This window comes from Cohnella terricola (assembly GCF_007786475.1).
Taxonomy (GTDB): domain Bacteria; phylum Bacillota; class Bacilli; order Paenibacillales; family Paenibacillaceae; genus Cohnella; species Cohnella terricola.
Genome location: NZ_VNJJ01000012.1, coordinates 1 through 21,691 on the forward strand (window position 1 = coordinate 1; position 21,691 = coordinate 21,691).

Consider the following 21,691-nt stretch of genomic DNA (forward strand, 5'->3'; position numbering starts at 1 on the left):
TTTTGTCGATACGCTTTTACGCACAGATTTCTCCATACGCAAGTATCCTAGCTACGCGGGGGCTTGGCCCCTCCCGCGACCGGACTTTCACCGGCTAGATGATGCGTGCCTCTGGGCACGCATGCAACAAAAAAAAGCCCGAAGGCTTCTTGCAGCAAATATGGAGCAAACTATGCAGCATTCACGGACGGTCGAACCCAACGCAGGGTCCGCTTCCCTTCCGAGAAGTGATTTCATATGGAGCGGGTGAAGGGAATCCTCAACATCTTCGATTGGATGGTTCCCTCCGGGAACGGCTGAGGAAGATGTTGACGCGCGTCCTACTCGAGTAAATTCTATGCAGCGTTCACGGACGGTCGAACCTAGTTCAGGGTTCCTCTTCCCTTCCGAGAAGTGATTTCATATGGAGCGGGTGAAGGGAATCGAACCCTCGCCTCAAGCTTGGGAAGCTGGCGTTCTGCCATTGAACTACACCCGCATGCGTTATGAAAGATGACTTCAATCATACCACGGGTTTCCGGATAAACGCAAACCAGTTCAGTTCACGATCGTTGTCCAGAAAATGGCGCGGCGTTCGGGCCGTTGCGGATTATTCGCGATATGTGTGAATGCACTGACGGTATAGATGTCTCTACATAAACTGTTTCTGTGATATTCAATCACAATACATGGAATCGGGTGGTGATAACATGGGTTATCCAGTCGGTGGCGTTGGTGCCGGTTCCTGCTGTTCTTGTGCTTACGGTGGAGGCGGTGGCGGTGCAGCTTTCGTTTTAGTGCTTTTCGTTCTGTTGGTCATTATTTTACGTGCTGGCATCGGACTCTTTTACTAAACTTTAGAATCAAGCGCCGCTCTTCCGAAATTCCCCTGTCGACCATACGGTTGGCAGGGGGTTTGTTTATGAAAGGAGATGGAACGCTAACTTGGCCCGAAACTTTTCCTGCAATTGCCCGTATCTCTACATAATGACAATCAGTTGAAAATAGGAGTGATGTGCATGAGATATAGCGCAGATGGCGTCGCGATCGTTTGTCCATGTTGCCGCAACGAAACCTTCGATAAGGACTATCGACAACTCAACTCCAGGGGAGCCACCTTCTTCGGATTGGATTGGGCCAATCGGAACGCAACGATCCTCGTATGTCAGAGATGTACTTATATTTCATGGTTTATGTCCGAGCCTCGCGCTCATAAAAATTAACCAATAGTACCGCAGATTATTTTTCAAACTTACAATTTAATCCTTGCGGAATGAAACCCGATGTGCTAAGATACTTTTTGCGTGTCTCAGTAGCTCAGCTGGATAGAGCAACGCCCTTCTAAGGCGTCGGTCGGGGGTTCGAATCCCTCCTGGGACGCCATTAAATCCGAATATATCGCGCTGAAAATAAAACAAAACCCCGAATCCTTGTTATTATCAAGGATTCGGGGTTTTTGCTTTCCTTGTGGGAGCACAAAATTGATCAGAGACAACCGCATTCCTTTGCAATTTGCATTGCCCTGTCGCCGTTTTCTTCCGAAACAATTGCAGTGAGTATAATATCATAACCGGATACCATATTCCCGGAACCGCCGGAACTCATCCCGCTAGCACTTGTACTAGTGGCTGCCAGAATGCCGGAATCCTGCCCGAAGTTGCCGTTAAGCGTAATCGAGCCAAGGCTCGGAATATCTCCCATAATCGGATTATTGGGGTCATACCCGCCGCCGGGATAACCGTCAAATCGATCGACTTCGGATTCGATGATTTCAAATTCGTTTTTCATCTGATCCAAAGCTTTCTTGGCTTGTTCCGGTGTTTTGAAATAAACGATGATCGGTTTCTCGGTCATTCAGATTCTCCTTCGCTTCGGAATCCTCTTAGCTTGATATATTTTTGCAGTCGCATGCATGGCAAAAATATATCGGAATTCATAACAGTATTTCTGGGAATTCGTAAGTTAACCGATTTTACACAACTTTTACACGCAGGTCTTGGAAAAGCTTGATATACTGGTTCCATTCCAGGCGTTATCCGCTCGGTTCCAAACTATATCCGAGGTGTTATAATGACGATCAAACAAGCTTCCGCAGCCGACACTCCGGCAATCGCCCGCCTTATTTTGCTAGCGATTGGAGATATCGCCTCCCAGCTAACGAGCGAAACCGACGAGACGAAAATCCTTGAGCGATTGGAAGCGTTCATCGATGCCGAGGGCAATCGCTTCAGCCGTTCATGCATTCTTGCAAAAGAAGCGAAAGGCGTACCTGCTGGCATGATTCTTTGTTACCATGGCAAAGACGCAGATCTGCTGTACGAACCCGTGCTTGAGCACTTACGCCGCAAGACCGGCAATCCGGACATCGCCATCGACCGCGAAACGGAGTCGGATGAATATTACATAGATGCGATCGCCGTCGATCCCCGCCATCAGGGCCAAGGCTTCGCCAAGCAACTGATCGACGCCGCGGAGCGAAAGGCAGCTGATTCGGGTTACGAGAGAATCGCGCTAAACGTCGACCAGACCAACGAGAAAGCACACGCGTTATACAGCAAGCTCGGTTACGTGGCGGACAAACAAATTACGATTAACGGCCATTCCTTCTGGCATATGGTCAAACCTCTCCATCGCATGACAAAGTGATAAAGGGGGCTCGAAAATGGGAACGTGGTTGATCTACGCACTGCTTTCGGCGGCGACCGCCGCGCTCGTGGCGATCTTCGGCAAAATCGGACTGAAAGACGTCGATGCCAACTCCGCGACTGCCGTCCGCGCCGTCATCATGGCCTTATTCCTGCTCGGAGTGGTCGTCGTCCAGGGAAAAGCCGCCCAGCTTGGCGCTGTTTTCTCCCAGAAGAAGGCGATGTCCTTCATCGTTCTTAGCGGCGTATCCGGGGCTTTGTCGTGGCTGTTCTATTTTCTTGCACTCAAAGGGGGAAAAGTTTCCCAGGTCGGGCCGATCGACAAGCTCAGCGTCGTTCTTGCCGTTATTCTGGCCTTCCTGTTTCTCGGCGAACGCATCTCTTGGATCAATGCCCTCGGCGTCGCGATGATTGCCGGAGGTGCCATATTAGTCGCGTTAAAATAAGCCGCTTCATCCGAACCAGGATGAGCGGCTTGCTTCTTATCGGTTATGCGGCTGCGCCGGATTATTCTGTGCGGGATGGAACGTATTGATTTTAAGCTTCTCTTCTACGAACTCCTCGCCTTTTTTCGCGATTTGGTTCCCTTTGTTTTTCTTGAATTTGTCCGCCATTTCCTTCACCTCCGTCGGCCGCCCCGGCGGCCTCTCCTATTCGCTCTATAAAATATTCATCGACTCGATATGACTTCGCGTTTCCGGCGTACCCAGATCGTGCAGCATTCGATAAATGTCCCGTAAAAGCCCTTCATAGGTCGCGTTGTCCGGCGTATCCGCCACGAACGGAGATCCTTCGTAATTAAAGATCTCGTCCTCATCGGCATCTTGCGCTTCCTGAAAAAGCTCCTCCAACTTGTTGATCTCCGCCTCCGTGGCGCGGATAGCGAATTCGAACGGAGCCGCCTCGGGGTCTTCCAGAATTTGTCCCGGACCGACCGCCACGTAATACGTCTTTCTGGCGGAATCGGCCGTATCTTGATCGCTCATGGCGGCATTTTCTCCTTTCTCCGGTTTTGCACCGTTAATCTTTATGTATTTTCTCCCGGCGGACATACATGTTATGCCCTTTTTCGCATATTCATCTTTAGGGTCGGTTTTAATCGAAAGGAAGGCTGAAGGCACATGTGCGGGATAACGGGATGGATTGATTGGAACGCGGATTTGACGAAGCAGGCGGATACGATCGAGAAAATGACCAGAACGCTCGAGCTGCGCGGACCGGATGCGAGCGGCACTTGGCTATCCCAAAATTGCGCTTTCGGACATCGCCGCCTGTCCGTCATGGATCCCGCGAACGGCGCCCAACCGATGGTCAGGCCCGCCAGAGGCGGAGACGACCGCGATTGCGTCCTCGTGTATAACGGCGAATTGTACAATGCCCCCGAGCTTCGGAGGGAATTGGAATTGCTTGGCTACCGATTTCGCACCTCTTGCGATACAGAAGTGCTGCTGCTGGCATACGTGGAATGGGGCCCGGAATGTTTAGAAAAATTAAACGGCATTTTTGCCTTCGCCGTCTGGCATACGGCCGAAGATAAACTGTTCATGGCCAGAGATCGGCTTGGCGTCAAGCCGCTCTTCTACAGACGCGAAGAAGGACGCTTCTTTTTCGGATCGGAGCCAAAGGCGATTCTCGCTCACCCTGACGTTCCCGCCGAGATCGATGCGGAGGGATTGGCCGAACTGTTCGTGATCGGACCGGCGCGCACGCCCGGTCATGGGGTCTGGCGAAACTTCGAGGAATTAAAGCCGGGACACTGTTTGCAATACGACCGCAATGGCATGAGAAAATACGCATACTGGCAGTTGCAAAGCGCCGAGCATGCAGAGAACGTGAACCAAACCGCGGAGAAGGTTCGCGAATTGCTCGCCGACACAGTCGAGCGCCAGCTCGTATCGGACGTTCCGATCTGTACGCTGCTCTCGGGCGGTCTCGATTCAAGCGCTTTAACCGCCTTCGCAGCGGAGTATTACGGAAGAACGAATCAAGGGAACGTGCATACGTTCTCGGTCGATTATGCAGACAACGACAAGCATTTCCATGCGCACGAATTCCAACCTAACTCCGACGGTCCCTGGATCAAAAGAATGAACGAGTATTTGTCGACCATCCATCATCCGAAGCAATTCGATACCCCTGAGCTCGTAGCGGCGCTCGAAGCCGCCGTCTTAGCCAAGGATGTGCCAGGCATGGCCGATATCGACGCGTCTTTGTATTTGTTCTGCCGCGAGATCAAGAAAGAAGCGACCGTCGCCCTATCCGGCGAGGCGGCGGACGAAATTTTCGGCGGCTACCCTTGGTTTCAGCGGGAAGACGCCCTGCAGGCGGAGACGTTTCCTTGGTCGCTTGCGACGGATTTGCGCGAAAGCCTGCTATCCCCGGAACTCAAGCGGAAGCTCCGCCCCCGCGAATACTTGGCCGATAGATACGCGCAAGCCGTAGCCGAAGTTCCGCATCTGGCTGGAGAAGACGAAACCCAAAGACGTATGCGGCGAATGTCCTATCTGAACGTAACCCGCTTTATGCCGACGCTGCTCGACCGCAAGGACCGAATGAGCATGGCCGTCGGATTGGAAGTGCGCGTCCCCTATTGCGACCATCGGTTAGTCGAATACGTCTGGAACATTCCGTGGGAGATTAAGTCGACGGGAGGACGGGAGAAAGGCATCCTCAGAAATGCGCTCGAAGGCGTCCTGCCGGAAGATGTGCTCTATCGCAAAAAGAGTCCTTATCCGAAGACGCACAACCCGAACTATCTAGCTGCCGTGCGCGACTGTTTGCTTGAAAGGTTGGAAGATCCTTCATGCCCGCTTCATTCGCTGATCGACGTGGACTGGATCAGGCAAACCGCCGCGGCGACAGACGCCAGCTCACATCTTCCGTGGTTCGGCCAGCTCATGTCCGGACCCCAGTTGTTCGCGTATTTAATTCAGATGGATTATTGGCTGCGGCATTATAAGGTGAAGTTAGTTTTGTAGCCCAAAAAAACTCCGGACCGCTCATGGTCCGGAGTTACTTATCGTCAACTACTTATTGGGCGATCGATGCCAACAGCCGTTTCAAGGCATTGCCGCGATGGCTAATCGCGTTCTTTTCTTCTAACGACAATTCCGCCATGCTGCGGCCGTGCGACGGCAGCCAGAACAACGGATCGTAACCGAAACCGCCGTCTCCTCTCTGCTTGCTCAAAATATAACCTTCCACGGACCCTTCCGCATGCAGCTTGCTGTCGTCCGAAGGATCGTACAGGACGAGAGAGCACATGAATCTTGCGGTGCTCAACAGCTTCGCGTCCCCCAGCTCTTCCTGCGAAGACGGACTTTCGACCGAACGTCCTTCAAGCTCGCGAAGCAGCTTCTTGTTGTTGGCCGCATCATTCGCGGGTTCGCCGGCGTATCTCGCCGAGTATACCCCGGGCGCTCCGTCCAAAGCGTCTACGCACAAGCCGGAATCGTCCGCCAGCACCGGCATGCCGACGATGTCGGCAACGGTCTTCGCCTTCAGAAAGGCGTTTTCCTCGAACGTGGTCCCCGTTTCTTCGATATCGGGAATCCCTTCGACGTCATGCAAATCTTTCACGTCGATGCCGATTTTCTCGAATGCCTCGCGGAATTCCTTCGATTTGCCGCGATTGCGCGTAGCTACGAGCAATGTTTTCCCCGCCTGAATCATTTCTTGCCGCCCCCGATTCGTTCGCCAGCCGTTCCCAGCGTTTGTTTCTGCATCTCGATAAGCTGACGGATGCCCTCATCGGCTAGAGACAGCATTTCGTCGAATTCCGCGCGCGAGAACGGAGCTTCTTCTCCGGTCCCTTGCACTTCTACGAAAGCGCCAGCGCCCGTCATTACCACGTTCATGTCGACTTTTGCTTTGGAGTCTTCCTCGTAATTCAGATCCACGACCGGCTGTTCCTGAATAACGCCGACGCTCACGGATGCCAAATAATCGGTCAGCGGATATTTCTCGAACGAAGTCGTCTCCGACAGTTTATGTATCGCTAGCGCGAGTGCGATATAAGCGCCCGTTATAGAGGTCGTGCGAGTCCCTCCGTCGGCTTGCAGCACGTCGCAATCGAGCGTGATCGTTCTTTCGCCGAGGGCGTGGAGATTCACGACGGAACGCAGCGCACGTCCGATCAGCCGCTGAATTTCCATCGTCCGTCCCGTCAGCTTGCCTTTCGCCGATTCCCTTTGATTGCGGGTATGCGTGGCACGGGGCAGCATGGAATATTCGGCCGTTACCCACCCTTTGCCCTGTCCTTTCAGAAAAGGAGGCACGCGCTCTTCTACGGACGCCGTACAAAGCACTTTCGTATTCCCGGCCTCGATCAACACGGATCCTTCCGCGTATTTATTCGGGTGAAGCGTAACCGCGAAAGGACGCAGGTCACGGTTTTGTCTGCCATCTGTTCTCATTGCTTGACCTCCCAGATACTCAATCTCACCCATTTTACCAGAGGTTGAACGCAAAATCACCCAAGCGGCCCAAATTCCCGGCTAGCTAGCGAAAGACGTATGATCCTGCGACTAAGGGGCAATATACCTAGGATGGAAAAACAAGGGCAGGAGGAAATATCCGTGCTGGAGACGATAAAACGGCAATTCGAAAATGTAACGGATCTGCTGACCGAGACAGTCGATAACGGCTTTTGGCCGATGGAGATCGCTTATTTCCCTTCCTTGTGCGATGAAAGGATCAAGGACGGACTGCTCGTGCCGTATTCCTATCGATTCGATCCCGACGAATTTCGCAGAATGCTGCGTTCCAACCCCAAATACGTCGAGGCGGAAGACCCCAAGCAATGGGCGAATCTTCTTCTTAAAGGGTTCGTACTGCTGAAAGTCGAAGGCAAATGCTATTCCTTCAAATCCGATCGCACGCTCGTAACGGAGCCGGGCACGACGGAAGTGGAATCGGCGGTTCTTGGCCCCCAATCCGCTTTCACGGAGGACATCACCATGAACATGGCCCTCCTTCGCCTTCGCTACAACGTTCCGACGCTAACGGCGGAGCCTTACGATAAAGGCTCTTATTCCAATACGTCGATCATGGTTCTGTACGACCGCGAACTAGTTAACCCCGTTATCCTTAACATGCTTCGGGACAAACTGGATCGCATTCGGCTCGATCTGCTGCTTGCCTCTAGCAGCCTCGTCAAGGAACTGACAGATCGCAATCACCGCCTGTTCCCGACGATTCTTCAGACGGAACGCCCGGATCGCGTCGCCGTGATGCTGCGCAAAGGAAAGATCGTCATCATCATCAACGGCAGCCGTTTTGCCTTGATTCTCCCCGTGCGATTGTTCGATTTTATGCACGCGATGGACGACGAATACGACTCCTACTGGATCAACAGGTTTCTGAACGTCATGCGTTATGTTGGCATATGGATGACGATTATCCTTCCCGCGTCCTATATTGCGATTGTTTCCTACAACCCGGAAATATTCCGCGTGCAGCTTGCTTTTACGATTGACGGAAGCCGTGCGGGCGTGCCTTACCCATCATTCGTCGAAGTGTTCGTCATGCTCTTCATGATCGAAGCGCTCATCGAAGCCAGCATCCGGCTTCCGCGAATCGTAGGTTCCACGGCGACGACGGTCGGCGGTCTTATTCTGGGACAAGCCGCTCAACAGGCTGGGTTGGTCAGCAGTATCATGATCATTATCACGTCGGTTGTCGCGATATCGAATTTCGTCATTCCGAACCCCGACTTCAGCCAAGCCGTCCGACTGATGAAGTATCCGTTCGTTGTGATCGCCATGTTATACGGAATTAGCGGAGTCGTCGTACTCTTCTTTGCTTTGATGGTCTATTTATGCAATCTGCGCAGTTTCGGAGAACCGTATTTCGCGCTGTTCTTGCCGAGAAGCCACGACTTGCCCAACCAGGGAACCAAGCTCGGGAAAGGATGATCGCATGTCTCGTTATTTCTACTACCACGTGCTTTACGTAGGGTTGATCAACATCATGATTTTCGTGCCTTGGACCCTATTTCAGAATCGCTTCCACGGAGCGGTCTCCGCCATGGCGATCGCGATCGTTATCGGAACGATCATGGCCTGGACCACAACTTCCCTTTTCCTGCGTTTTCCCGAGATGGCGCTTTCCGATATCGTAAAAGCGTACTTCCCTCGAGGAATCGCGCTGATCGTGAATGTGATTGGAGCGATCATCTGGGGATTCGCGGGCATTCTTGTCGTATACGCCTATTCGTCGACCATCCAACAATTTTTTAATCCCGACATGAACCCCTATTTATTTTTGCTACTAATGACAGCCGCCGGCGTCTGGGGAGCAACCAGATGTTCGAGGACAATCCAATTCGCGCACGAAGTGCTGATGCTGTTATGCACGCCGCTCATTCTTATGATTTTATTCAAGGCGATCTTTAGTCCCTGGTTGGACTGGGACGCCATACGCGTATCCTTAGGGTACGTCCGAACACGTCCTTCCCTCAACAGTCTGTCCGCCGCGTTATTCGTATTCGCGGGCTATAATACGCTGGTCATCTTCAACCGATTGATCCCGGCCAATACGAAAATACGCCAACGATGGATTATCCCGGTGTTCTGCTCTTTTTTCCTATTCGTCTCCTTCTTCATTCCGATCGGCTTTCACGGAACCGTCGGCGTGGCAGATTACTTGTACGTATGGAGCATCACATCGGACTCGATGATTATGCAATACGGGTTCGTGTACCGGGTGCTGTATGTGTTCCTGCTGCTGTATACCGCGTTGTCGCTGATGTTCACCATGAACACCTGGCATACCGCCATGGAGTTTATCAAAGCCTGCCATCCCCGGTATACGCCGCAGCCCGACCAGTATCCGGTGAAGGCAGTCAATTGGTGGATCACCATTTCGTTCGCGGTACTTACTTTCGCTTACGCGGCCTGGGCGAACGATCAGCGCAATCAACTAACGTACCAATCCTGGCTGATTGTCCGATCGATCAGCGAAGTCGTCGTCCTGCTTATTCTTGTCTGGTGCTTCTTCGTGAGCAGACGCAAGAGACGATCCTCTATACGGCAGCAAACCGCGGCTCAGAATTCCTGAGTATTAGGAGGTCCTTAAATGCTGCGAAGAACCCTTTCCATTGCCATTATCACGGCTTTGCTGTTCACGATGATCAGCGGCTGCGGGTTCAAGGACATCGACAAACGTTTTTTCGTCGTTTCCCTTGGCATCGACACCGGGAGCGCACCGGGCATGTTCAAAGTGACACTCCGTCTCGCCATTCCCGCTTCGAAGATCGAAAGCGGGAAAGCGCTCACGGAGGTCGAATCCTTGGAAGCGTCGAGCATCGCAGAAGCCGTCCGTCTGCTGAAATCGCATGTCGACAAGGAACTCGATTTCGGGCACTGCCGCGTCATTCTTATCGGTAAAACATTAATGGAAGACAGCGTGGACGAAACGCTGACTTGGTTGGCCCGCAGAAGAGACATCTCGATGATCTCCTACGTGGGGATGGCCGAGCCGAGCGCCCATGAAGTATTGAAGCTGCGTCCGGTGTCGGAACGGTATCCCGGTAATGCTTTGCTCCTAACGTTCGGAAACGAAGGGACGGAATCCTCTTACACGGTTACCGAATATCTGTTCGACTTTGTTCGCAGGCGGAAGGAAACCGGTAAAGACGCCTTCCTCCCGATCGTCAAGATGGATCCCGACCGCAATTCCTACGAAGTGAACCAAGTCGCGTTCCCGGACAAAAAAAAGCTGCGTCTCTCCCTGAATTCGGAGGAGACGCAGCTCTTCAACATCTCGGCAAGGCACTTCCACAAGTCCGCCATCGCCTTTCCCTATCTAGGGACCCGGATCGTGCTTGCGCTTACGAAAGTTAGCACTTCCGTCGATATCAGCACCGGGGATATTCCGGTCGTCACTTTTCGGATACGCGCAAAAGGTTATCTCGAGCAAAGCCCTCCAAGATTCATGAACGGAAATATTCCAAAGATCGAGAACCATCTGCAAACGGAACTGAACCGCCAATTGGAAGAACTGCTATACAAGATCCGGGACGCAGGTGTCGATCCTTACGGCTTCGGTCTTCACTATCTCGCGCAGTATTTCGGAAATTCGAAAGATTTCGAGAAGTGGACGAAGGCGTATCCGTATGTCTCTTTTCGCATCCGGAGCCGAATCCAAGTCGATAAAAGCGGACAGATTCAGTAAGCGCTCCTTAACGGGACAATACGTTCACGTAAGCCGGGCGGATGACCGGACGTTCGTAGCTGCGATCAGCCGAATCCGTGAAGGAATCGTCACCGTTCATCACGACGCTGACTTGCGGCGCACCTGTCGCCTCGGTCAACGTGAGAACCAATGCCTCCATCATATCGGAAGACACGGGAGACTTCGGCGTCAAGTCGTCGTCCTTCAACGCCACGTTAACGGTATCTGCGAGCAGCGAAAGCTTCTCGACGGCCAAATTCGGAGCAAGGACAGGTTTGAGCGTCTTCACGTTTTGGGGACCGATAATCAGTTGCTCCAGGGCCGCTTTTGCCGGATCCGCCTGCCGGTTGATCAGCCGCGTAACGGGAACGAAGTAACCCTCTCCCTCCGCGGTTTGGGACGAGAAATAGAGCGTGACGCCCATCGAATAGGTAGGCTGAACATCCTTCGCCTTCTCTACGTTTATGCCGAGCCCGCGGGTCAGAACCGTATCAACCGGCAAGCCTGAAGACGGGAGAGAGCGAATCGGTTTGCCGCCGACGGATAGCATCACTTTATCGATTCCCGGAAGCTCCGTAAGCGTCCACACGAGCGCTTCGATCACCTTACGTTCTCTTGAGGCGGCGATTCCAGGGAACGGAGCGGTAAAATCGACGGAAATCGTTCGCTCTGCTTTATTTTCCGTCACAGAGCTCACTTTCGTCCCTTCTGGAAGCACCGCCGTAAAGCCGGGCGGGAGCTGATCGGCCAGTTGCTTGTTCACGGTCATCCAGGCGATTGCTTTCTCCGCGGAGGACGTCGTCGCCGAGAGCGACCCTTCTTCTCTTAAAGACATCGGTGCCAAATATCCGTTACGATCCATTAAATATACGGTAACCATATCATTCCCGTTCATTGTCGTGCTTTCCGCGGAGTCTTGCATCCAAGCCTCCTCGAGGTTCAACGGCGGGGGGTCGATACTCGCCGAGGAGCTCCGATCGGCGGGTTTCCCCAGGCTGCATGCCGATAAAGCGGGGAAAAGCAACGCAAGCAGCAACCATTTCCTTGTTCTTCTACCTTGGAGCCATTTTGTCCTCATGATTATTAATCCTCCCTCATAATTGTGGCCGTCACGCAGCTCGCCGTTCCACCGCTAATCTATTTGTAGTACTATGTATACGAGCCCCCGGGGTAAATATGAATGGTTTGTCCCGTTCGAGTTCATGACGGAGGCCGTGCGCGGCTTCGGAAAGAGGTGTTGTTTATGTCCCACCCGAATATGTACCGTCTTAACAGCAAAGAGGTCGCCTCCGCTACGGAAGAGTGGTTGGCGAAACGCGGAGTGACCAAAGAACAGATCGGTCAGCTCGTCATGCTGCTGCAAAAAGACTACTTCCCGGAATTGACTCTTGCCGAATGCGTTCTTAACGTGGAATCGGTACTATCCAAACGCGAGGTGCAGAATGCGGTGCTTACCGGCATTCAACTCGACATGCTCGCGGAAGAAGGCAAGCTGCTGCCTCCCCTGCAGAATATGATCGCTTACGATGAAGGCCTGTACGGCTGCGATGAAATATTGGCGCTTAGCATTGTGAACGTATACGGAAGCATCGGATTTACGAACTTCGGATACGTGGATAAGCTTAAACCCGGCGTTCTCAAAAAGTTAAACGACAAAAACAGCGGAGAAATTCACACGTTCCTCGACGATATCGTCGGCGCAATCGCCGCATCCGCTTCGAGCCGCATCGCCCACCGCAAACAAGCGGAACGGGAAGCCATGGAAGAGAGCCGCCAGCAAAGCGGAGAGTAGCAACCCGCAACAAACAAGCCCCTCCGAGACCGGAGGGGCTTGTTTGTTGCTATAACGGGCGATAATGAGAGACGATTTGCCATCTGCGACGAAATTCCCCTTACTATAGACGCACGCAGCACCATTTCGCACGATCTAATTCGGTTTCGCTGGACTACAAACGCTCACAGCACCATTTCGCACGGCTTAATTCGGTTTCGCCGGACTGTAGACGCACGTAGCACCATATCGCACGGCTTAATTCGGTTTCGCCGGACTACAGACGCTCACAGCACCATTTCGCACGGCTTAATTCGGTTTCGCCGGACTACAGACGCTCACAGCACCACTTCGCACGATTTAATTCGGTTTCCCCGGACTGCGGACGCACGCAGCACCACTTCGCACGATTTAATTCGGTTTCGCCGGACTGCAGACGCACGATGCACCTTTTCGCACGATCTAATTAGGTTTCGCCGGACTGCAGACGCACGATGCACCTTTTCGCACGGCTTAATTCGGTTTCGCCGGACTGTAGACGCACGCAGCACCATATCGCACGGCTTAATTCGGTTTCGCCGGACTACAGACGCTCACAGCACCATTTCGCACGGCTTAATTCGGTTTCGTCGGACTGCAGATGCGCGCAGTATCTACCGCGCGGTGCGGTATCGAATCGTCGGTCTTTCCCCGTCCGTAACGGCGGGTTCAATCCGGACGATCAACCCGAGCTTCTCCATCCGGACGAGGTGAGCAATCGTCTCCGCCAACGCGAACCGCAAGTTATGCGCATTGTTTCTTAATCGCGCCCCGAACATCAGCTCGCAAACTTCGAAGGCCGACTTCTCGTCGTCACCGATGAGTTCGGCCATCTTCCTTATCCGGCGTTCATGATGCCCCAGCAGTTCTTCGATACGCTGCTGATACGAAGAATAAGGATTCCGATGCCCAGGGAAGACGGTGCTTACGTCCAGATGCCCGATGCCGCGAAGGCTGTCCATGAACGACTTCAGCGGGTCGGGATCGCCTCCTGCCATCCAGCCGATATTAGGCGTAATATCCGGAAGAACTTGGTCGCCACAGATCAACCAGCCGCTCTCGCGGTCGTAGAACAACAAGTGGCCTGGTGCGTGCCCTTCTCCCCCGTACACTTCCCATTCCGTCCCGCCCATCGAGAACCGATCACCCGGAGCAATATACTGCACGTCCTCCGGTTGGGGAGACACCTTCTCGCGAAATCCGCGCATATGGATTCTTATCTCGTTCTCCAATTCTTCTGCAAGTCCATGGCGGAGGAAAGCTTCGGTCAATTCGTCGGAGAACGTCTCGTTCTCTCCCCATAACCGCAAAGCATTGGCATGTGCGACCTTGGACATCCATACCGAAGCGCCCGTGCGCTCCTGAAACCATCCGGCCAAACCGTAATGATCCGGATGATGATGAGTTAATACGATGGTCCGAATATCTTGCAAGCGGATGCCCAGATCCGTAAACGTCTCGTTCCAGAACGATTCGATCTCCTCCGAACGCAGACCGGGATCGATAAGCGTCCAGCCCGTTTGCTCGGGCAAAAGATATGCGTTAACCCATTTCAGCGAATAAGGCAGAGGCACTTTGACCTGAAGCCACCCGTTCGGCAGCTCTGATACCGCGTTTTCATCACCCATTTTATCGCCTCCTCCGTATTTTTACGCCGTCCTAATTCCGAATAGGGCAATCACCGATAGATAGATGTCCTCATATGATGGAGTATTCTCGCAAGCCCCCGGGAAGGAAGCCTACGAGAGCCTTCTCCATGACACACGCAAAGGTGGAAGGAGTCGAATCATGTCCACCCCAAAAATCGACGTCCAAGTCATCAGTTCCGGCCTATTATCCGACGATGTTCTGATGATGGGGGAATCTCTGATGAAAAAATGGAGAGTTCCCTCTCAACAGCACGTCACCCTGCAATTCGGTTCTTTTCGCCATTCCGTCACCGTCGTTCCCGTGCCCCGCTACGATGGAATGCGAATCAGTCAAACGCTGGCTCGCAGAATGGGGATTTTCTCCGGGACTCCTCTGCGCATGATTTATCAGTCTGCCGACAGGACGCTAATGCTCGGGCCGCTGATCGGGGTACTCGTCAGCCGCGATCGTTCCGACCAGCCGGATCGGCCGTTCGGAGATATTACGATGTTCTGTCGCGAAATGACGGATGCTTGCCGGAGACAAGGCGCATACGTGTATTTTTTCACTCCCAACGCCATCGGGTCAAGTCTGTCTTCCGTCGAAGGCTGGGTGTACATCAAAGGTTGGCATAAAATGACGCTTCCGGCTCCCGATGTCGTGAATAACCGACTTACCTCCCGAAAGCTGGAAAATCGGCCGATCGTTCAGCGATTCATGGAAGAAATCAAGACCCGGTACGGCGCGCACGTGTTTAATGAAAAGTTTCTCGACAAATCCGAAGTGTTCGACGCGCTCAAGAAGGATACCGCCTTGCAGAAGTATTTGCCTGAATCCCACTCCCGGCCGAATTATGCTCTGCTCAAAAGCATGTGCTCCAAGCACAACACCGTGTTTCTAAAACCGGTGAGGGGCAGCCTGGGCAAAGGTATCATTCGCATATCGCATGTCGGAACGGAACATTGGCAGGTTTCCTTTGCCACGGTAGGCGGCACCAAAAAACAATCGTTCACCAGCTTAGCGAAGCTGTACACCGCGCTGGCAGGCAAAATGAAAACCGTCCGTTATCTGATCCAGCAAGGCTTGCAGTTAATCGAGAACGGCGGACGTCCCATCGATTACAGGGCGCTCACGCAGAAGAACGCCGTAGGCAAATGGACGATCACTTCGATCGTCGCCAGAACCGCGGGAAGCCAACATTTCGTATCGAATCTTGCCAGAGGCGGCACCCTGTCGACGGTGAAAGAATCCGTCGCCAAATCCAACCTTCCCGTTCAATTTCGGGTTAACGCTTCTCCTCGTTTATCTAGAGCCGCGCTGGACATCGCCCGCGGCATCGACGCGTTAATCCCGGCCCATTTTGGCGAACTCGGCATCGATCTCGCTTTGGATACGTCCGGGCGAGTGTGGCTGCTTGAAGTCAACTCCAAGCCGTCCAAAAACGACAACACACCTCTTAAGGAAGGGAAAATCCGTCCATCGGTACGGATGCTCATTCAATATGCCCGATACATCTCCGGTTTCTGACATTAACCGCGTCCATACTGCTCGAAGCTCTTTTGGCATTCTCATATGCGAACGGGAAGGGTATCCTCCCTTCGCGGAAAGCTCGTATCTTAAACGGCTCAGCTTGCTCGGGCCTGCCCTTGGCTTGCAAACGTTCGCCTTCGATCCGTTGACTTGGGATCAGGAAGACGATTCCGTCAAATGCTGGTCGTGGAATTCGCGAATGCGGAAATGGGAAGCGAGCCGGCGGAAGTTTCCCGATATCGCTTATGATCGGGCATGGCCCGAGACCAAGGAAGAAAAACGGCGTTATCGGCTCGCAATGGGACGAATTCGCGCCTATAGACGTTTCGTCCTGCTCAGCGGGAATCTCCCCCATAAAGCAAAAGTATACGAAATGCTGGCCCGAGATCGGGAGATCGCGGCCATTATACCGCCTACGGTACGATATCGAGGTCCTTCGTCTCTCGCTTCGTGGCTGCAGAAGCACCGCCCCGGCGTCTTTCTTAAACCGATTGCCGGAAGTCAAGGCAAGCGCGTCGTCGCCGTCGTTCAAGCTGCGGATGGTACGGTGGAACTCACCGGCAGGCATGGCGATAACCGCCCATTGTTCAGAAGTTGCGCGAGCGAGACAGAAGCCTTGAATCGCCTGAACAAATGGATCGGCGGAAGAACGTATATCATGCAGCCGCTGCTGAATTTACGGGGCAACTCAGGCGAAGCGTTCGATCTGCGCGTATTGATGCAGAAAGACAGTAACGGACGCTGGTCGCTAACCGGCGCCGCCGCGCGTATCGGCGCGCCCGGTTCGGTGACGGCAAACCTGCACGGTGGAGGAACCGCGACCGCTGCGGCAGAAACGCTTGTTTCACTGTTCGGCAGGCCGCGCGGGAATGAATTGATACAAGAGATCGACAAATTCTCTTACTTGATCGCCGTGCGTCTGGAACAATCATTCGGGAGATTCGCCGAAATCGGTTTGGACTACGGGATCGAGCGCAACGGGAAGCTATGGTTTCTGGAGGCCAACTCTAAACCGGGACGCGCCGCAATGATACCGGTCGGAAGGGATGCGGCTATCGCCGCGGCTGCACAACCTTTGTCCTATGCCAAATTCATCTTGCTTCGACTTGCGACAACCGACGCGCGGCGATTGCCGCGGGAATCGGCTGCGCTTCATCTGGGAGGGTAATTCATGAGTTTGACCATCTGCAACGTCCATTTCACACAGCAGCCGGAACGTATCGTATGGTTTTCCAGTCCGCTTGCGAAGCTGCTTAAGCTGGGCGGACGTAAATCGGTTAACGTCAAGCTCGGCAACGACACCGTTCCCGCCTCTGTGCGGACCATTAAGCGCAAAGGCAATCATATGTACTTGTCCGCCGGACTTAGGCGTTCCGTCCGGATTCCGAAATCGGGCAATGTCTATGTGTCCAAGGAGGACGGAGACGATATCCAGCTAGGGCCGCTGATCGGCGTACTGACGGACAGCGACTCCCGTTCTTCTTCGGCTCCGTTCGGAGAGAGGACCGGGTTCGTTAAGCAATTGCTTCATCTCGGCCAGAAAAAAGCATATCTGTTTGCCTTTACGCCACGCGATATTAACTGGCAGCAGGAAACGATCCACGGTTGGTTTCTCGACGGCGGAGGAGGCTGGACGCGGAGGGTTGTTCCTCTGCCCGATGTGATCTACAATCGGCTCCCTAGCAGGAGGGCGGAGACGGGATCGACGATCAAGGCGCTGCGGGATAGGTTCGTCAAGAAAAAGATTCCCTTTTTTAACTGGAGCTTTTTTAATAAATCAGACGTCTACAAGCTGCTCGACAACGATCCCGAAGCGCTCCGTCACCTTCCCGAATCGGTCAACAATCCCTCGCCGGAGAAGATCAAAGAATTACTTGAGAAACATCAGTTTCTATACTATAAACCTTCCGCGGGCAGTCTAGGCGTCGGCATATACCGCTTAACTTATCATCCGCGCAAAGGTTACTTCGTTCGTTACCGGCGCAACGGGGGCAACGTGCTGCTTCGCTTCAGCACGTTCGGCAGCTTGATGAAAATGTTGAGATCGCGGCACGGCGGCGATCTCAGCCAATACGTCGTGCAGCAAGGAATCAGGCTCGTCGAAATCGACAATTGTCCGATCGATTTTCGTTTCCACATGCACAAGGACGGCCGCAACGATTGGGTCGTCGCCGGCATCGGCGCCAAGAAAGCCGGCAGGGGCAGCGTGACGACGCACATCAAGAACGGCGGCTCGCTTATGACTCCGGAACAAGCGTTAGGGCGTACGTTCGGAGGTCGCTCAGACGATGTGCTCAAGGAAGCTAGAACGATTGCCGTCAAGCTATCCGAAGCGATCGAAAGGAACTACCCCCATCAATTAGGCGAGCTCGGTCTCGATATCGGCATCGATCGGGATGGAGAAGTGTGGATGTTCGAGGCGAACGCCAAGCCGGGACGCTCGATTTTTAAACATCCGTCATTGAAGGGCCAAGGTAAAGCTTCTCTCGAGTATATAATCGAACATTGCCTTTATCTAAGTAAATTCCGCAGGAGGGATGAATCTTGATGATTCCGAACTCTCACTTACCTACAATTAGCTACGCGGATGCGACGGCCGATAACCCGGTCGTCGCGATTCTGACTATAGAAGATGACATCGAATTGTTTCGAGGCAATCGCAGAAATTTTGCCGACTTGCTCCGCATGGGAAGACAGATGGGGATTCCGACCTATGTCGTAACGGTGAAAAACCTAAAGCTTCAAGCCCAGCGGGTGCTCGGCTATACGTACCGCCAGGAAGACAAGACATGGGTTTCGGGATGGTTTCCGCGCCCGAGTATCGTATACAATCGAATTCCTCAGCGAGAGGACGAAAGACTTCCAAGGGTCAAGAAGAAGCTGGCCGCACTAGCGAAGCTTCCCGATGTGAAGCTGTTTAATCGCCGTTTCTTCAACAAATGGTCGTTATTCCAATGGCTCAACGAGAACAAGACGACCCGGTCTTATATTCCTGAAACGCGAAAGCTGACGGACTCCATCGTTCTGTCTAATTTGCTGAAGAAACACCGGCTGCTCTATTTGAAACCAGCCCGTGGCAAAGCGGGCGTCGGAATTATGACCGTAACGGTCCAACCGGATAAAAAATTACCTTTCCGCCTGCAGATTCAAGAAGAAAGGGGCAGCAGCACCTACCGTTCGGGAACGCTCAAGCGGTTGTGGGAGCGCATCGTTCGTCAATCCGACGTTCTGGGGGAACCCTATATCGCCCAGCAGGGAATCACGCTTGCCAGTGTCAATAACCGTCCGTTCGACTTTCGGGCGCTCGTCCAGAAGAACGGCACGGGACACTGGGAATTATCCGGAGTTGGAGCAAGGGTCGCCGGAGACTCCAGCATTACAACCCACGTACCGCGAGGCGGGTATATCGAGGAGCCCGAGAAGCTGCTCGTTACGGTATTCGGCCAGGATAGAGCGGCCAGAGTGTTCGGCAAAGTCCGCAGCTCGACGATTACGCTCGCCAAACAAATCGAACGTTCCTCGCATTCCCGGCTTTGCGAGATGTCCATGGATCTGGGCGTCGACACGCAAGGGAATGTCTGGTTTTTCGAAGCCAATTCCAAGCCGATGAAATTCGACGAGCCGCATATTCGCAACAAATCACTGGAACGCATTTTTCAATACAGTCAATACCTTCATCGTAGGAGGCTGGAAACCAGGGGAGGCGTTATCTCGTGATTTTGTACTTCGTTACCCGCCGCCGGGGCAGCGGCGCTCCTTCGCCCTCTTTACCCTTACGGAGGTGAGACGCGATGGGACAGCCTGCGCTAGGCATATTAACCTTATACCTTAACGAATCCAAAGCTTTGGAAGAACGATCCGTTTACGAGAAAATGATCGCCGCAGGCAAACGGCTCGGCATGACCGTGTTCGTTTTTACGCCCCAAGACGTAGACGATGAAAACGACCAAATCAATGCGATGTTTTTCCAGCCCGAAACGAAAAAATGGAGCCGCCGTTTGGTCCGGTTCCCGAACCTCATCTACGACCGCTGCCGCATTCAAAAAAGCTATCGTTTTCAGCAGCTTCTCTCGTTCCGCAAACGTTATTCGCATCTTCAGTTTCTCAATCGGCCGCTGCGAAACAAGTGGACGGTATACCGAACGCTGAGCAAAGTCTCGTCCATTCGGCCCTATCTGCCCGTCACGCGACTCTATCAGTCTCCCGAAGACGTGCAGTTCATGCTTAACCGATTTTCGACGCTCTACCTCAAGCCGATTAACGGGACCGGAGGCCGCGGCATTCTGCGAATCGAACGGGGACGGGACGGAAAGCTGCTGCTGCAAGGCCGAAACCATTCTAGAACGATCGTTCAGCCGAGACTGATTTCCAAGAACGGACTCGCTTCGGCGCTTGCACACTGGGATAAGCATGGAGACCGTTATATCGTTCAGCAAGGGCTAAACATAAAATTGCCCGACGGACGGGTGCACGATTACCGCATGCTGGTGCAGAAAAACGGTTCCGGTCAGTGGGAGGTCACGGGATGCGCGGGCCGCATCGGACTGCATCGAAGCATCACGTCCAATCTTCATGGCGGGGGGGAAGCGGCGACGATGAATTCCCTGCTGCGGCGTTGGATTGGAAACGAGGGCGAGATTAGAAGAATCCGCGCGACCGCGGAGAATTTCGGCGTTGCCGTCGCCCGGCATCTCGAAGAAAGCTACGACGCTTTGTGCGAACTGGCACTCGACCTGGCCATCGATCGCAACGGCAGAATCTGGCTGATCGAGGTCAATCCGAAGCCTTCCCGCGAAGTGTTCAAGCTTGCGGGGGAACGGGATGTTTATCGGAAAGCCATCATAAGGCCTATCGAATACGGATTATGGCTCTATCATCAGAAGTAGAGGCTTATCGTTAAACGAGCATGCCGCTTATGGGAGACCATAAGGGCATGCTACCGCCCGTCGAAAGGAAATAGCAGCTTTTGATTTTCTTTCGTATACATATTTTCTTTCGTGATCAACTCCGAGCCCGTATCGGTTGACGGCTCGACCGCTTTGCCGTGAATAACGTTGACCGCCGCCCTGACGGCCAAGTACCCCATGTTAAAAGGCTTCTGAACGACGATCGCCTGAATCACTCCCTCTTCGAGAAAAGCGATTTCTGCCGTCGAACTGTCGAATCCGACCATCTTAACCCTACCCGAAGCGGAAGCCTCCATCACCGCTTTAGCCGCGCCGACCGTCGTCGGTTCGTTCAGGCAGACGATCCCTTTCAGATCGGGTCGCTCGTTCAATAGCCGCAGCGTAATCTCATACGACTTTTCTTCCGAAGATTCGGAAAAGTAAGGTTGGTCCAGCACCCCGGACATACCCAATTCTTCCAGTCGGTCCCGAACTCCGCTTTCCCTCTCCATCGAAGTACGCGATCCCTTTACGACGCTGATTACGGCGATTTCGGCTTCTTTATCGACAATATTGGCCATCGCTTCCCCCGCTTGTCTTCCGGCTTTATAATTATCGGTCCCGATGAAACTCGCGGATATTCCTCCGTTAAGGCCGGAATCCACGGTAATGAGCGGAATGCCGGAATCTCGGATTTTCTCCGCGACGGGCACGGTCAGATTATAATCGGAAGCCGCCAGGACGATCGCCTTCGGACGTTCCCCGATTAGTTTCTCGAGCAAGGCGATCTGTCCGTCCACGTCCTTCTCCGCGAAGGCGCCTACTGTCTGAACCTGTTCCCCGAACTCCTTCCCTGCCAAATATACGCCTTGCCCCAGCACCTGCCAGAAGTCAACTCGGCCATCCACCGTCTTCGGAACGAATACAATCGGTTTGTCATTGTCCGGCCACGGGCGAAAGATGACCGGATACGCGAGCAAAGCGGCCGCAACAAATGCGACGGCGACGGCTCCGATGACGATTTTGCGCATAACCTA

Annotated in this window: 20 protein-coding genes and 2 tRNA genes; 13 read left to right on the top strand and 9 right to left on the bottom strand. The window is 53.4% G+C overall.

Annotated elements, in window-relative coordinates; translation table 11 throughout:
- Positions 1-404: 404 nt before the first annotated feature.
- Positions 405-478, bottom strand: a tRNA-Gly gene (locus FPZ45_RS18330).
- A gap of 807 nt (positions 479-1,285) precedes the next feature.
- Between FPZ45_RS18330 and FPZ45_RS18345 the strand changes: the two genes are divergently transcribed.
- A tRNA-Arg gene (locus FPZ45_RS18345) sits at positions 1,286-1,362 on the top strand.
- A gap of 102 nt (positions 1,363-1,464) precedes the next feature.
- On the opposite strand, the gene FPZ45_RS18350 is transcribed toward FPZ45_RS18345, so the two are convergent.
- On the bottom strand, positions 1,465-1,833 hold the full coding sequence (locus FPZ45_RS18350) for a hypothetical protein (protein WP_144705158.1): 369 nt from the start codon (positions 1,831-1,833) through the stop codon (positions 1,465-1,467).
- Positions 1,834-2,049: 216 nt separating this feature from the next.
- Here FPZ45_RS18350 and FPZ45_RS18355 point away from each other — a divergent pair, with 216 nt between their 5' ends.
- Complete coding sequence (locus tag FPZ45_RS18355; RefSeq protein ID WP_144705160.1) at positions 2,050-2,625, top strand: GNAT family N-acetyltransferase; 576 nt, start codon at positions 2,050-2,052, stop codon at positions 2,623-2,625.
- A gap of 16 nt (positions 2,626-2,641) precedes the next feature.
- Entirely contained in the window at positions 2,642-3,070 is a 429-nt protein-coding gene (locus FPZ45_RS18360) for an EamA family transporter (protein ID WP_144705162.1), read from the top strand.
- A 36-nt stretch (positions 3,071-3,106) separates the two neighbouring features.
- On the opposite strand, the gene FPZ45_RS25905 is transcribed toward FPZ45_RS18360, so the two are convergent.
- The gene (locus tag FPZ45_RS25905; protein ID WP_281284914.1) at positions 3,107-3,238 is read right to left on the bottom strand and encodes a hypothetical protein; all 132 of its coding nucleotides are present in this window, start codon (positions 3,236-3,238) and stop codon (positions 3,107-3,109) included.
- Positions 3,239-3,283: 45 nt separating this feature from the next.
- Positions 3,284-3,610, bottom strand: coding sequence for a hypothetical protein (locus tag FPZ45_RS18365; RefSeq protein WP_144705164.1), 327 nt, complete (start codon positions 3,608-3,610; stop codon positions 3,284-3,286).
- Between the two features lie 135 nt (positions 3,611-3,745).
- Here FPZ45_RS18365 and asnB point away from each other — a divergent pair, with 135 nt between their 5' ends.
- On the top strand, positions 3,746-5,602 hold the full coding sequence (gene asnB, locus FPZ45_RS18370) for an asparagine synthase (glutamine-hydrolyzing) (RefSeq protein ID WP_144705165.1): 1,857 nt from the start codon (positions 3,746-3,748) through the stop codon (positions 5,600-5,602).
- A gap of 52 nt (positions 5,603-5,654) precedes the next feature.
- On the opposite strand, the gene FPZ45_RS18375 is transcribed toward asnB, so the two are convergent.
- Both FPZ45_RS18375 and rph read right to left on the bottom strand, forming a co-directional pair.
- The gene (locus tag FPZ45_RS18375) at positions 5,655-6,296 is read right to left on the bottom strand and encodes an XTP/dITP diphosphatase (RefSeq protein ID WP_144705168.1); all 642 of its coding nucleotides are present in this window, start codon (positions 6,294-6,296) and stop codon (positions 5,655-5,657) included.
- Positions 6,293-7,039, bottom strand: coding sequence for a ribonuclease PH (gene rph / locus FPZ45_RS18380; protein ID WP_144705170.1), 747 nt, complete (start codon positions 7,037-7,039; stop codon positions 6,293-6,295). The genes FPZ45_RS18375 and rph overlap by 4 nt, the downstream gene beginning before the upstream one ends.
- A 132-nt stretch (positions 7,040-7,171) precedes the next feature.
- Here rph and FPZ45_RS18385 point away from each other — a divergent pair, with 132 nt between their 5' ends.
- The 3 genes from FPZ45_RS18385 to FPZ45_RS18395 are packed head-to-tail and all read left to right on the top strand — an operon-like array spanning position 7,172 to position 10,799.
- Entirely contained in the window at positions 7,172-8,539 is a 1,368-nt protein-coding gene (locus tag FPZ45_RS18385) for a spore germination protein (protein ID WP_186438455.1), read from the top strand.
- A gap of 4 nt (positions 8,540-8,543) precedes the next feature.
- The gene (locus FPZ45_RS18390; protein ID WP_144705174.1) at positions 8,544-9,683 is read left to right on the top strand and encodes a hypothetical protein; all 1,140 of its coding nucleotides are present in this window, start codon (positions 8,544-8,546) and stop codon (positions 9,681-9,683) included.
- An 18-nt stretch (positions 9,684-9,701) separates the two neighbouring features.
- Positions 9,702-10,799, top strand: coding sequence for a Ger(x)C family spore germination protein (locus FPZ45_RS18395; RefSeq protein ID WP_144705176.1), 1,098 nt, complete (start codon positions 9,702-9,704; stop codon positions 10,797-10,799).
- Between the two features lie 7 nt (positions 10,800-10,806).
- Here FPZ45_RS18395 and FPZ45_RS18400 read toward each other — a convergent pair whose 3' ends face one another.
- Positions 10,807-11,877: a GerMN domain-containing protein gene (locus FPZ45_RS18400; protein ID WP_144705178.1), complete on the bottom strand. Its 1,071-nt coding sequence runs from the start codon at positions 11,875-11,877 to the stop codon at positions 10,807-10,809.
- Between the two features lie 165 nt (positions 11,878-12,042).
- Between FPZ45_RS18400 and FPZ45_RS18405 the strand changes: the two genes are divergently transcribed.
- The gene (locus FPZ45_RS18405) at positions 12,043-12,591 is read left to right on the top strand and encodes a phosphatidylglycerophosphatase A family protein (protein ID WP_144705180.1); all 549 of its coding nucleotides are present in this window, start codon (positions 12,043-12,045) and stop codon (positions 12,589-12,591) included.
- A gap of 632 nt (positions 12,592-13,223) precedes the next feature.
- Here FPZ45_RS18405 and FPZ45_RS18410 read toward each other — a convergent pair.
- A complete protein-coding gene (locus FPZ45_RS18410; protein ID WP_144705182.1) occupies positions 13,224-14,237 on the bottom strand; it encodes an MBL fold metallo-hydrolase in 1,014 nt (337 codons plus the stop codon).
- 160 nt (positions 14,238-14,397) lie between these two features.
- On the opposite strand from FPZ45_RS18410, the gene FPZ45_RS18415 reads away from it, so the two are divergent.
- From FPZ45_RS18415 to FPZ45_RS18435, 5 genes are all read left to right on the top strand, one after another.
- Positions 14,398-15,765, top strand: a complete 1,368-nt coding sequence (locus FPZ45_RS18415; protein WP_144705184.1) for a YheC/YheD family endospore coat-associated protein — start codon at positions 14,398-14,400, stop codon at positions 15,763-15,765.
- Positions 15,740-16,936, top strand: a complete 1,197-nt coding sequence (locus FPZ45_RS18420; protein WP_144705186.1) for a YheC/YheD family endospore coat-associated protein — start codon at positions 15,740-15,742, stop codon at positions 16,934-16,936. Before FPZ45_RS18415 ends, FPZ45_RS18420 begins: the two co-directional genes overlap by 26 nt.
- A gap of 3 nt (positions 16,937-16,939) precedes the next feature.
- Positions 16,940-18,316, top strand: a complete 1,377-nt coding sequence (locus tag FPZ45_RS18425; protein ID WP_144705188.1) for a YheC/YheD family endospore coat-associated protein — start codon at positions 16,940-16,942, stop codon at positions 18,314-18,316.
- Positions 18,316-19,485, top strand: coding sequence for a YheC/YheD family endospore coat-associated protein (locus FPZ45_RS18430; RefSeq protein WP_144705396.1), 1,170 nt, complete (start codon positions 18,316-18,318; stop codon positions 19,483-19,485). Before FPZ45_RS18425 ends, FPZ45_RS18430 begins: the two co-directional genes overlap by 1 nt.
- Before the next feature lie 74 nt (positions 19,486-19,559).
- Positions 19,560-20,654 carry a YheC/YheD family endospore coat-associated protein gene (locus FPZ45_RS18435; protein WP_144705190.1) on the top strand — a complete coding sequence of 365 codons (1,095 nt, stop codon included), beginning with the start codon at positions 19,560-19,562 and terminating at the stop codon, positions 20,652-20,654.
- 50 nt (positions 20,655-20,704) lie between these two features.
- Here FPZ45_RS18435 and FPZ45_RS18440 read toward each other — a convergent pair whose 3' ends face one another.
- Entirely contained in the window at positions 20,705-21,685 is a 981-nt protein-coding gene (locus tag FPZ45_RS18440) for a substrate-binding domain-containing protein (protein ID WP_144705192.1), read from the bottom strand.
- Positions 21,686-21,691 lie beyond the last annotated feature (6 nt).